The following is a 12,526-nucleotide window of genomic DNA, read 5'->3' as shown; positions in this document are numbered from 1 at the left end:
CTTCCGGATCAGGTTCACAAATCCCTATGCTCACCTTCCGCGCCATATCCGAGGATCAGCCGGGCCCTAAATGGGCCGCCCTGTTCCGCGACTACTGGCCGGCCTACGCCCGCTGGTGGTCGCGCGAGGGCCTCTCGAACCGCCCGACCTATCACGAATGCCATCGCGCGCTGGCGCACCACATGCCCGAGCTGTCCCCCCTCTATGAAGCCCTCTGCGATCTCGTCGGCGGCGGCGACCTCGAGTCCCGCTTTCTGAGCTTCTACTGCCCGCCGGCCTACCTTTCGGGATGTTCCCAGGCCATCTGGCCGGGCAAGGAACCGCTGCTGGTGCGCAACTACGATTACGATCCCTCCGCCTTCGACGGGATCGTTCTGAAGACCGACTGGCAGGGCAGGGGCGTGATCGGCACCACCGACGGCCTCTTCGGTCTGGTGGACGGCATGAACGACGCGGGCCTCGCCGTCTCGCTGACCTTTGGCGGCCGGCGCGAGACAGGGCAGGGTTTCGGCGTGCCGCTGATCCTGCGCTATATCCTCCAGACCTGCACCACGACGGCAGAGGCCGGCGCAGCCCTCTCCCGCATTCCCTGCCACATGAGCTATAACGTCACCGTGGTGGATGCGCGCCGGCACTTCCTGACCGCCTACCTCGCGCCTGACCGACCCGCGGTGCTGACCAAGACGCCCGTGGCCACCAATCATCAGGAAAGGGTCGAGTGGTCCTCGCACGCCCGGCTGACGGCCACGGTGGAACGGGAACGCTATCTCCTCCAGCGTCTGACCCTGCATCCCGAAACGCAGGAAAAGTTCATCCGCACCTTCCTGCGCCCGCCCCTCTATTCCACGGCGTTTGCCGCGGGCTTCGGCACGATCTTCACAGCGGCCTATCGCCCGCGACAGGGCATCGCGGAATGGCACTGGCCCGGTCAGGTCTGGACGAAAGGGTTCGATGCCTTCACCGAGGACAGCGTCACGCTGACCTTTCCCGGTTCGGTTCCACTCTCGGCCTTTTAGCCGGGCTCCCGCATGTCGATCTGCGCCCAGGCCAGCTGATCGGCCACGTTGAACAGTGCCGCCTGACTCACCGTGCCTTCGATCTCGAACCGCGGCCCGACCGGAACGGCATAAAGACCAAGCCGTCGCAACCACCGTGACCACACGGCCGGAACGATTCCGATCACATGACGCGCGCCTTCGCCCGTGGCTGTCAGGATCATGTTCTGCATCAGCAGAAACTGTACCACACTGCGCCGCTGCGCGGCGACGTGATCGGTGATGAAGAGCCGGGACGCCTCCCAGATCTGGTCCTCGACCGGTGCCGGAAAGAACAGCACATCCGAAGGGATGCTTTCAAGAAGTCCATGCTGCGCGTCCCGCAACATATACGTGTAGGTTCCGCACCGGGCCGTCGTCGGAACCAGACGGATCCCTGCCAGAACCTCGCCGAATTCGTGGATGATCACCCAGCGACACAAGGGTGTATCGTATTGGTCGAATTCCATCCCATCGACATTTGGAAGGCTCCAGTGCAGCCGATCAATGAATACATCCTTGCGGGCCTTCAGATACCGCACCAGAAGCTCACCGTATGTATGCATGTTGGTGAAGGACAATGTGCTGGCGCGCGCGCCGCCCATTGCCTGTACAAACTGGCGGCGATCCACTTTCATCAGGCCTGGCAAAGCCGCTTTGGTTTCTGCAGCCGCACGCACTTGGTCGGCGTCGCCAGCAGGCGCCAAATCAGGAAATGCCGACCAAGCTGGTTCGGCCGGGACTGTGCTCCGGGAATGCTTCATTGACTGCCTCAAAGCATTTTTAAGGCGAAGCTAGCTATATTTTTGACAAATAGTCCACACAATCTCGCCACAATTTCAAAGCTGTTCCCGGTTTGCACCGCTCAGGACACATGTATCGCTACGTCAACCCGGGAAGGCGGCGCCTTGCTGACATCAGCAGGACGATGTTGGCGAGTTGTTTGGCCGGCATGCAATCTTTGCGCGAATCACCCTTGGCGGTTCGGGGCCGGCGAAATGTGCGGGTCAGGCAGCGCGCGCCTGATCCCAGATCTTTAGATCGATGAAGAAGGTCGTCCCGACACCCAACTCGCTGACGTAGTCGATCTGTCCGTCGTGCTGTTCGATGATCTTCTTGGAGATGTTCATCCCGAGCCCGGTGCCACCAAAGGCGCGCTGGTCGGTGGAATCCACCTGGGTGAACTTGCCGAATACCTTTTCGCGACTGTTTTCGGGAATGCCGACGCCCTGGTCTGAAACTTGAATACGAATCTTGTCGCCGATGCGTTCAAAGCCGACCGTCACCTTTCCGCCGGCATGCGAGAACTTGAGAGCGTTCGAGATCATATTGGACATGACCTGCATCAGGCGGCGTTCGTCCCCGCGAACGGGTGCCCCGTCCTTGCCATCGATATCGGCCAACAGGGTGATGTCCATCTTGTCGGCAAAGCCCTTGTTGGCCTCGACGGCTTCATCGATCAGGTCTTTCACGTCGATGGCCTTGAAGCGATACGAGATCTCGCCAGCCTCGATTTTCTGAAGGTCGAGAATGTCATTGATCAGGTCGCCCAGACGTTCCGCATTCCTGCCTGCGATACGCAGCACCGACTGAAACTGCTCCGGCACAGGCCCAAGTATGCCCGTGTTGATCAGGTCGAGTGATCCCTTGATCGAGGTGAGCGGCGTGCGCAATTCATGGCTGACGACCGAGACGAACTGGGACTTGGCGCGATAGGCCACCTTCGTTCGTTCGTGCTCTTCGCGAAGCACTTCCATCTGACGCAGGTTTTTTCGGTAGTTCTTGAGAAACACGAAAGAACAGTCGACGATGAAGTACATCGAGAACAGCACCGTAAAGAAGTGCAGCCAGTGGTCCGAACTCATCGGCGGGGATTCCCGCAGGATGTCCAGAAGGGCGATGAAGAGGAAGCTGGCCCCGTAGATCGCAAGGCGCACGGCCAGGGCGCTGACGATCTGGTGGTTGTTCATTGCGGCGAAGATGGCCGCTGACAGCAGGAAGAAAAGAGGGGTGAAGTGGCCTCCGGTCGGTTCCTGCAAGGCGATCATGATCGCAAAAAGGCAAATCGCGCACGAACTGAGGATCGTGGCGGCAATGATCCAGCCGCGAAAGCTGCGGGCCCTCGCGTCGTCTATACGTTGATGCTGATCGACCCGACGCGAAATGGCAAAGTCGATGACCTCGGTCAGCAGGACGGCGCCATAACACGCCATCGACTTGATTGGGTCGAAATAGAACATCGTCAGGACGGTTGCCGCAAAGAAGATTGCCTGGCGCTGCCAGACAAGGTTCTTTGACCCGTTATAATAGTCGCGGATCTGCTGCTCAGACGCTCCAACCGGCTCCTCGGAGACTTCTCCTTCGTTCAGCGTCTCGTCTACCGTCTTGATCATCGGGGCCACCGCTCAGATTTCCAATTCTTCAACTATTGCCTGAATCGGGAGGGAATAGGCACGAGGCGTGTCATATTTGAGGCAATTTCTACAAGTTGGTCGCTGCTGAAGCCGCAGACAGATCGGTTTGCCAAACGCAACAGGCCGGACCCATAAGGGCCCGGCCTGCTGTTCTCGAATTCGCTAAAACATCAGTCGTTGCGCAGCGATGGATCTTCTCGGAACAGGTCCCGCAGGACAGTTTCGTAGGCGCGTTTCTTCACGGTCTCGGATTCGACCGCTCCGCCAGGTCCGGACGCACGCCGTTTCATCGGTTCGGCCACATGCGCCATCTGATCGCGCAGTTCTACGTTCTCGATGGCACGGCTGATCGACATCAGTGAGCCTGATTTCGACAGCGAGCGCAGCGACACGCTGTCGCCCACGATCACCTGCGCCTCTGTGCGCGACTGGCGTTGCGTTTGCAGGGTGAGCAGAAGACGATTGAAGGCCTCTTCCTCCGGCGCGTCCTGGGCGGCGTTGCGTCCATGCTTGACCGTCAGGAAGACACCGTCGCCGCGATACGAGATGATATCGCCAGTCTTTTTGGTGGCCTTTGCGAGGCTCAGCGCAACGTCGCGCAAGAGCAGCTGAAATTCGTCTGCCGATAGGGCCTTGTGCAGTCGTTTGGCATCCACCAGCTTCACGGCGGTGGCGTGTGTGCTGAACAGGCGGCCCTGCGACAACTGCATGATGTAGTTGTCGAACTCGGCATATCGCAACACGCGGTCGATGCCGTCGATTGAAATCGGCTCATCCAAAGGGAATTTCGCTTTGGGGTCGGTGTTCTGGCTTTGCAGAGCATTGCTTTCGGCAATCCGGCGTTCCTGAACGAGACGCTGCGCCGCGGACATGCGGCTGCGCAGTTCCAGGAAGTCGAATGGCTTGGTGACATAATCCGTGGCGCCCGCAACAAAGGCGAGATCGACGTATTCCCGGTCGGACATCGCGGTCAGCATCAGAATGGGCGTATGCTTGTACTCGGGGAGTTTGCGGATTTCCTTCGCCAGCATGATCCCGTTCATGCCGGGCATCTGGATGTCCAGCAGGAAGCAGTCGAAAGGCTTTTCCTGTCTTGCGAGCAGCTTGAGCGTGTTGGCTGCGGAATCGGAGATCGAAATATCGAAATGCAATGCCGAAAGAGCGGTCTTCAAGAGTTGCAGAATGTTCAGGTCGTCGTCTACGGCGAGGACCCTGAGATCCTCCTGAAGGCGAGCTCGCCGGGTCAGCTTTTCTTGAAAAGAGCTGCCGATGTTGTTCTCAGCGTTCACCGATTTACTCCCATTGCCACAAACTGTCGATGGTTACGGATACTTAGGAATTTGGCCCAAAAAGTGGCAAATTGGCGGTACCCGGGGGGTTTTTCAGTGCATTTTCCGATCATTAATGACCTGATTTGTGTCAGAAGACACCCGTCATACAGGATTTTGACCCCGGTCCTCCGCTTGCGACAGCCTTGGTGTTTCCGTCTTCCCGCCAATGGATCGGCAGGGCCGGGATTCGGTGACAAAGCGTAAACTGGTGGGATTAGGCCCGCAGAAGAGGGGGTGAGCATTGCCATAATTTCTCCATGTTCCAGCGTTTTGGCTGCTGGAACGGTGTAGGTTGCGCCTTTCTGTCGTCGCAAGGCACGGCGCCCCGTTGCTGAAAAAATGTTAAGACATTGTATATTAATAATAAAATATGATCCAGTGTTTGGCCTATCGATTGGCCCGTTTCAAACAACTTCTTAACACAATTCGCTGCCAATCTGCTCGTGCCCGCGCGTGCAGGAAGTGGTCGCACAGCGTGGGTGCGTCTTTACTGGTTCAGATGGAAAGTTGCCGGCCTTGTTCGATAACAGCATTCTCGAAGAGGAGCGCCAGCAGGATGAACTGCCCGTCGGCGCTACCCTTCTGCTCGGCCAGTACCGGATCGAGCGCTACCTTGTACGTGGTGGCTTTGGCATCACGTATCTGGCCCATGATTCCCTCGACCGGCAATACGTCATAAAGGAATGCTTCCCCGGCGCACTTTGTGGCCGGTCGGCAGGCAAGGTTTATCCGCTGTCGTCCGAATGGGCCAATCAGTTCGCTTCCGTCCTCAAGCACTTTCTGAGCGAGGCCCGCCGCGTGGCGCGGCTTAGCCATCCCAACATCGTGCAGGTGCATCAGGTCTTCGAGGAAAACAATACGGCCTACATGGCGATGGCCTATGTGGACGGCGAAGACATGCTGAGCATATCGGACAACGAGCCTGAGAGGCTGACGCCGGACGTGCTCGGGTCCACCCTGCGGGATGCATTGAACGCGATCGATTACCTTCACGGAATCGGCATCCTGCATCGAGACATTTCTCCGGATAACCTCATGCTTGGGGCCGAGAACCATCTGACCCTGATCGACTTTGGCGCCGCTCGGGAGCAACTGGGGCGCGATAACCGGGCCCTTTCTGTATTATTGGCGGTCAAAGACGGCTATTCTCCACATGAATTCTATCTCAAGGATGTGGAACAGACGCCGGCGTCCGATCTCTATTCCTTGGGCGCGACGTTCTATCATTTCGTCACCGGTGCCGCCCCGCCCAACAGCCAGGACAGGGTTGCGGCCCTTGCTGCCGGCAGGCCTGACCCATACGTCCGGTTGATGGATGGCGATTGGGATCATGACGTGAACTTCCTGCTCGCGATCGACAGGGCATTGGAGGTCCTTCCTCAGGATCGGATTGGCACAGCGCGAGAATGGCTCGATCTGCTGGACGCGCCGCCTTGTGCCCGCCCCGAGCGCCCCACGCCTGCCGTCGACGGTGATCTGTCTGTTACTATTTCGCGTTTGGTCGAAACCACTAACCGGGAGGTCCAGCAAGGGATGCCCGGTTATGCCAAGAAGTTGGCCGACCAACGTCTGAAGAACCGGCGGCAGCGGGCGACGGATTATGGACAACAGGAAAAACCTGCTCAGCAGGTCGATATTTTCGGCAACCCCGTCGAAAATGTCGAAGCCTGGATGCGCGAACAGGATCGTGCGGTGCGCGGGCAGGCCAAGGCCGTGCGACGCGACGATAACGGTCGGGCTGAGCCCGCGAACAAGAAGGACACTGCTGGCGCAGAACGCCCAGTCTCACGCTCGACCATCGGAAGGTTCCTTGCGGCCTGCCTGCCCGGCCGCCGCGAATCCGATGCGTCGGCGCTCCAGAACTGAAGGAGAGGGACATGAAATTCATTCGTGACATCATTTCCGAAAAGCGCGCGCTGGCGCTCGGCCGCGGGGCTGAATCGCCCCGCGCATCGGCGCCTGAGTCGCCGCCGTTACCACAGGATGTTATCTCTGCCCCCCGTACGCCGATAACGTCGCCCGGCCCCAGGCCCACCTACCAGTTGCCGCTCACGTCGCTGGTGGACGATGACGCAGACATCCTCAACGTTCTGAACCCGATGGACGACGACGAAGCTGAAGGCAGCGCCTCCGCAATCGCGGCGGACGACTTCGAGTTCGGCTACGACATCCCCCCGCGCCACGGCAAACCGGCAATCGATGCGCCGGCGGACGAAGAAGACGAATCGGAGCTTCCGGTCGGGCAGCCGGAGCTGGACGTGCTGTCCGAGCCCGAGGACGACGAAGGTGCTGTAAATCCAGAAGGCGAGGGCGATCTCACCTTGCGCGCAGGCATCGGCGCCGCAATCGCCGCCGCCAGGACGGAAATGTCTGACAAGCCGGAGCGGGACTTTGAGCATGCGGCTCTTCGTGCAGAGGTATTCGAAGACGACGACGATATGGCCAACGACGACCTTGATCTGGCCGATCCGGATGAAGATGACTTTGACGATCTGAGCGTCGCGGCTGACGACGTCGAACCGCTGGAAGCGCCCAGCGTGTCTCGAAAAGGCCTGTTCTCTGCTATTGCCGCGGCCGAGATGGCGACGCCCGAAGATGATGACCCGGCGATGGCGGCAGGGCTATGGACAGGTGCGGTGCCGCAGGCCCGTTCCGACCGTGATGTGAATCCGCGCGAAGCGATCCGCGACCCTTCGCCGCCGCGCGCGGTCATGCCTCCTGCCGCCCCATATCGCCCGGCCATGTCACAGGCACCCCGACCGCCTATGCCCGCGCAAGCCGTTTCCGCACCTGCCCCGACAGGTCGATCCGCATCGGAAGATGCCGTCGACGTGCCCGCACCGGCCTTTGGACGAGGCAATCGTCGCGCCGGCCGGGTGAAAACGCGACTGCTCGGCTTCAACGGCGGTCAGACGCAGGTAGACCCGTTCGCAGCCGCTGCTCCGGCGCAGTCGGACGCGAACGAACAGGATTCCACGGCACCGGCTCCTGTCATGTTCCCCGTTGGTTGGCTAGTCGTGGTGGCCGGGCCAGGCACGGGCGCCTCGTTTCCGTTGCCGGCTGGCGTGGCGCAGATCGGACGGGGCGTGGGGCAGGCGATCCGGCTCGACCTCGGTGATACCTCTATCTCGCGCGAAAACCATGCCGCCATCGCATATGACAGTGAGCAGCGGAAATATTACCTCGGCCACGGTGGCAAGGCCAATCTGGTGCGCCTGAACAATCGCCCTGTCCTCAGCACAGAGGAAATCTTCACCGGCAACACCATCCGGATCGGCGAGACCACGCTGCGCTTCGTCGCGCTGTGTGGTGAGGCGTTCGACTGGTCACAGGTTTAGGACGCACGATGCACTCCCAGGCACAGATCAGATACGACGCCGCTTCGGCCTTGCATCAGGGCCGGCGCGAGTTTCAGGAGGATGCCGTGGTCACCGACTTCCCCGTCGGCGCGGGCATGGGGTTTGCGGTGCTGGCCGATGGCATGGGCGGACACGCCGCGGGCGACATCGCGTCGAAAATCGTCGCCACCGAAGTCTTCAGTGAACTGAAGATGCGGACGGGCGATCCCAATCTGCTCGAAACGGAAATCTCGTCCGTGCTGTTCGACGCAATTCACAGCGCCAATGACTGCATCCGCTTCCATGCTGAAACGCATCCCGACACACACGGAATGGGAACGACCCTCGTGGCGCCCGTGCTCATGGGCGCGAATCTCTATTGGATCTCGGTCGGGGATTCTCCCCTTTATCTGATGCGCCAGGGCGAACTGGTGCGGCTCAATCAGGACCATTCGATGGGTCCGCAGATCGAATATCTGGTCAATTCCGGCGCCATGAGCTGGGAGGCGGCGATGAACCATCCCGACCGCAACAGCCTGACCTCGGTACTGATCGGCGACGAGATCCCGCAGATCGATTGCCCGGCGATTCCGGTCCGGCTGCGCGCCGGCGACATCGTGCTGGCGGCCAGCGACGGGTTGCAGTTTCTCGCGGACGAAGAGATTGCCGAGGCGCTGCAGGCCAGCGCCGAATTGCCCTGCACTGAAATCGTCGGGGCGCTCCTGCGATGCCTGTCCGATCTCGATGACCCGGATCAGGACAACATAAGTATCTGTGTGATCAAGGTGGAATCCGACGATTGCGTGGCGCAGATCGGCACCGCGGGTACGCAGGTCTACGAAATCTTGCCGGCGCCGCCACGTAAACGGCAGTCCACGACATTCGTCGCAACCGCCTCGACCGCCAACGCGCGCGGCGGCAAGGGCATCACGTATCGCGTTTCCATGGAGCAATCTGCGTGAGCCTGGCAAATTCCATCGAACCCGTCGTCGACCGCCTGCAGACCGCGCTTGAACGGCAGTTGTTCCCCACCGAATGGCACCAGTGGGGCGCCCGTCTGCTCGATCACCTCAGGAAACCGGTTCAGGTGGCCATTGTCGGGCTACCGGGAAGCGGAAAGTCGTCTCTTATCAACATGATGTTTCCGCAGGTCTCCGTCACCGCCCTGGCGGGTATTCCGGTGGTTGAGATCGCGCACGGGCCCAAGGCGCGGACGTCTTTCGAACTGGAAGACGGTCAGTATCTGCGGCGTGGTGGTGTGCCCACCCCGCAGGATGTGCCGGCTGGGGCGGTGCGGGCGCGAATCGAGTTGCCGCACGAAGACCTGTTGCGCCAGAACTATATCGAAGTGTCCTTGAACGCGGGCTTCGGTCATCAGGTTTCGATGGTAAACTGGGTCGCGCAATGGGCGGACGTGGTTCTGTGGTGCAGCGAGGAATTCGATAGCTCCGAGCAAAAGCTTTGGTCCGGTGTGCCGGAGGAGGTAAAGGATCATGCCTTTCTGGTCCTGACGATGGCCGACCGCCAGATGATGCGTGGCCTGCTGAAGGAACGCATCGCCGCGCTTGGGCCTTTGGTGGAAGAAGAGTTTCTGGGCCTTTATCCCGTCGCAACGATTCAGGCGATCACAGCCCGCACCGCCGGGCCACAGGTCAACACGGCGCTTTGGCGGTCCAGCGGGGGCAAAGAGCTGTTTGACGGCGTGATGCGCCAGGTCGACAACGGGCGCACTGCGGACATGGATCAGGCGCAGATGCTTCTGAAAAAGTTCGCTCCGCAATTGGAATCTTCCTTCGTCAAGACCTACGCCGAAGCAGCGAATTCAGGCGATCTCCGAGGGCCATCCAAACCGGACCAGGTCGTGTCCAAAAACGATGGCGAGCAGGTTTTCGACAAGGCCATTTCTCTGTTGCAGGCGCAGGCAAATGACATCGTGGCTGGTTTGGCGGGCTCTTCCGGCCCCAAGCCGACCGATGTCCTCCAACGGTGCGTCGCGACGGCGAACCAGTTGGCCGAGCTGTTCCAGGCCGCGGGTGGCACCGATGGGTTCACGCGCAGTGTGCAGTCTGACACTCAGGAGGGCGCCGAGATGATGCTGCTCTTCCAGCTGGAAAAGAACGAAGACGCCGCTGTCGATGCCGTGACGCTGCTTCTGCAATTGAAAAAGGAAATCGGAGAGAAGACCGCGGCAGACCTGGGTCAGTAACGTGTACAGTGGCAACAGACAGCCCAACTTTGACCATATTTTTCGCCGAGTTTCGAGCGCGGCGACGGAAAGGTTTGGGCCTGCCGGAGGAACGTCCCAGACCAGGCAAAAATCAGTACGGAAGGCAAGACGTCATGACCATCGACGCTGACAAGGAGACCGCCACGCAGCTTCGGGCACCGGTTATGCCCTGCAATCTGGGCGCTGGTCTCGAGGGGATGGTCGAGTTTGCCGACCGGGTGGAGCATCTGGACAAGACACTCGAATCGCTCTGTTCCGTCACCGGCGAAAGCACTTCTCGTTCAGTTGAACGGCTGCGCAAATCTTTGGCCGAATACGAGCCGACAATCACAATCCTTGGCCAGGTGAAGTCGGGCAAGACATCCCTGGTGAATGCGATGGCCGGTTGGGCCGACCTTCTGCCCTCCGACGTGAATCCGTGGACATCGGTCGTTACCTCGCTACACCTCACGCCGGGCCGCAAACGCGCCGAGATTGGTGCTCGCTTCAAGTTCATGACCGAAAGGGAGTGGGACCGTCTTCTGACGAAGGGTGGCCGAATCGGCGAACTGGCGGGGCGAGCCGGTGCCGAAAGCGAGTTGGAAAAGATCCGCGAACAGATCGAATTAATGCGGGAAAAATCTCGCAAGCGGCTGGGCAAGAAGTTCGAGCTGTTGCTGGGTCAGGAGCATGAATACGGCTTTTTCGACAAGAACCTCGTCGAACGCTACATCTGCCTTGGCGACGAATTCGAGCTGGAAGGAGAGGCCGGAGGCTCGGAAGATCAGGGCCGTTTCGCTGACATAACTCGGTCGGCCGATCTGTACATGAATTGCCCCACGGTGCCTTTCCGGATGTGCCTGCGCGACACGCCCGGCGTTAATGACACCTTCATGATGCGCGAACAGGTGACCATACAGGCGATTCGTGAAAGCAGGATATGCGTTGTCGTCCTCTCCGCGCATCAGGCGCTCACCTCGGTCGACATGGGCCTCATTCGCCTGATTTCGAACCTGAAATCGCGTGACGTGCTGATCTTTGTAAACCGCATAGACGAGCTTGCCGATCCGCAGAACCAGATTCCCGAGATCGAAGAGAGTATTCGCCAGACGCTGATCGATCAGAACGGGCCCACGGGCGCGGCGATCATCTTTGGCAGCGCCTATTGGGCCAACAAGGTCCTTTCCGGCGGGATCGAAACGATGTCCGCAATGAGTTCGCATGCCCTGCTCGACTGGGCCGCCAATGCGTTGGCTGGATCCTCCCTTGGCGCGTCTGCCGCCGACATGGTTTGGGAGCTTTCTGGGCTGCCGAACCTGTTCCGCCATCTCAGCGAGCGGATTGTGGCGGATAGCGGCGAAGCGATCCTCAGCAAGATCGCAAACTCTGCGGTCACCATCGCGTCAAGCCAGAAGGTCGCCGAAAGCATCACGATAGAAGGGTCCGAGACATCGGAGGACCTGACGATGTACGATGTGCGGTCGCGCTTCGATCATCTGGCCGAGCGGCATCTGACCAAGTTGGAGGCCGACTTTGACGCATTGATCGCCGACTACCAGACACGGGCGGACCGAGCGCACTCTAACTTCATCGAGCGTGCGACCCACTCGCTCATCGAGCATCTTGAAACCTACGGCGAAGGCGAAGTCTGGGAATACAGCCCGACTGGGCTGCGTATGCTGTTGCGCTCGGCCTACAACGTCTTTGGTACAAGGGCGCATGCACTGGCGGTGAAGAGCTTTGAATCCGCGGTGACGGATCTGGCGGAACTCTACTACGCGGCGTTCGGGTCGGTGGTCGGGGGCATCCAGATCGGCCTGCCCATGGCGCCGGAGATTCCGTCGCCTGTCGCATTGGGGCAGACCATCGCTCTCGATTTTCGAGACGGGTGGTGGAAATCCTGGTGGCGCCGGACCCGAGGTTACAAGGCCTTCGCACTCAAGTTCCAGCGTCTGATCACGGCGGAAACCGAAGACTTCATGCATCAGTTGAAAGTCGTGCAAACTGCCGAAGTGAAAGAGGGTGCCTTGAGGGCGCTTACCGATTTCATGGATGAACAAAAGGACATCCTGCTGGAACTCGGCAGCCGCGCGGGCGCTGTTACGGATGTTCAGGAACTCTTCATCGACCGCAGCGAATTGGAGCGGCAGGGCGCGCTGCAGGATGCGCTCGAAACTCTGACACGTTACGCGGCATAAGGGAG

9 protein-coding genes are annotated in these 12,526 nt (G+C 59.9%); 6 read left to right on the top strand and 3 right to left on the bottom strand.

What is annotated here, in order from left to right:
- Positions 1–26: 26 nt before the first annotated feature.
- Positions 27–1,016, top strand: coding sequence for a C45 family autoproteolytic acyltransferase/hydolase (locus tag ACFO5X_RS02875; protein WP_380715702.1), 990 nt, complete (start codon positions 27–29; stop codon positions 1,014–1,016).
- On the opposite strand, the gene ACFO5X_RS02870 is transcribed toward ACFO5X_RS02875, so the two are convergent.
- The 3 genes from ACFO5X_RS02870 to ACFO5X_RS02860 form a co-directional block, all read right to left on the bottom strand.
- A complete protein-coding gene (locus ACFO5X_RS02870; protein ID WP_380715700.1) occupies positions 1,013–1,798 on the bottom strand; it encodes an acyl-homoserine-lactone synthase in 786 nt (261 codons plus the stop codon). The two genes, ACFO5X_RS02875 and ACFO5X_RS02870, sit on opposite strands and share 4 nt — an antisense overlap.
- A gap of 243 nt (positions 1,799–2,041) precedes the next feature.
- Positions 2,042–3,427 (bottom strand): sensor histidine kinase, encoded by a 1,386-nt coding sequence (locus tag ACFO5X_RS02865; protein WP_380715698.1) that lies wholly within the window; start codon positions 3,425–3,427, stop codon positions 2,042–2,044.
- A 191-nt stretch (positions 3,428–3,618) separates the two neighbouring features.
- The gene (locus tag ACFO5X_RS02860; protein ID WP_380715696.1) at positions 3,619–4,737 is read right to left on the bottom strand and encodes a response regulator; all 1,119 of its coding nucleotides are present in this window, start codon (positions 4,735–4,737) and stop codon (positions 3,619–3,621) included.
- A gap of 558 nt (positions 4,738–5,295) precedes the next feature.
- On the opposite strand from ACFO5X_RS02860, the gene ACFO5X_RS02855 reads away from it, so the two are divergent.
- From ACFO5X_RS02855 to ACFO5X_RS02835, 5 genes are all read left to right on the top strand, one after another.
- Entirely contained in the window at positions 5,296–6,645 is a 1,350-nt protein-coding gene (locus tag ACFO5X_RS02855; RefSeq protein WP_380715694.1) for a serine/threonine protein kinase, read from the top strand.
- Positions 6,646–6,656: 11 nt separating this feature from the next.
- Entirely contained in the window at positions 6,657–8,117 is a 1,461-nt protein-coding gene (locus ACFO5X_RS02850) for an FHA domain-containing protein (protein ID WP_380715692.1), read from the top strand.
- Between the two features lie 8 nt (positions 8,118–8,125).
- Positions 8,126–9,079: a PP2C family protein-serine/threonine phosphatase gene (locus ACFO5X_RS02845; RefSeq protein ID WP_380715690.1), complete on the top strand. Its 954-nt coding sequence runs from the start codon at positions 8,126–8,128 to the stop codon at positions 9,077–9,079.
- Positions 9,076–10,323 carry a hypothetical protein gene (locus ACFO5X_RS02840; RefSeq protein WP_380715688.1) on the top strand — a complete coding sequence of 416 codons (1,248 nt, stop codon included), beginning with the start codon at positions 9,076–9,078 and terminating at the stop codon, positions 10,321–10,323. Before ACFO5X_RS02845 ends, ACFO5X_RS02840 begins: the two co-directional genes overlap by 4 nt.
- Positions 10,324–10,457: 134 nt before the next feature.
- The gene (locus ACFO5X_RS02835; protein ID WP_380715686.1) at positions 10,458–12,521 is read left to right on the top strand and encodes a dynamin family protein; all 2,064 of its coding nucleotides are present in this window, start codon (positions 10,458–10,460) and stop codon (positions 12,519–12,521) included.
- Positions 12,522–12,526 lie beyond the last annotated feature (5 nt).

The organism is Seohaeicola nanhaiensis (genome assembly GCF_042654245.1).
Taxonomy (GTDB): Bacteria; Pseudomonadota; Alphaproteobacteria; order Rhodobacterales; family Rhodobacteraceae; genus Seohaeicola_A; species Seohaeicola_A nanhaiensis.
The sequence above is the reverse complement of the archived record's forward strand: the minus strand, read 5'-3'. Positions and strand labels throughout refer to the sequence as shown.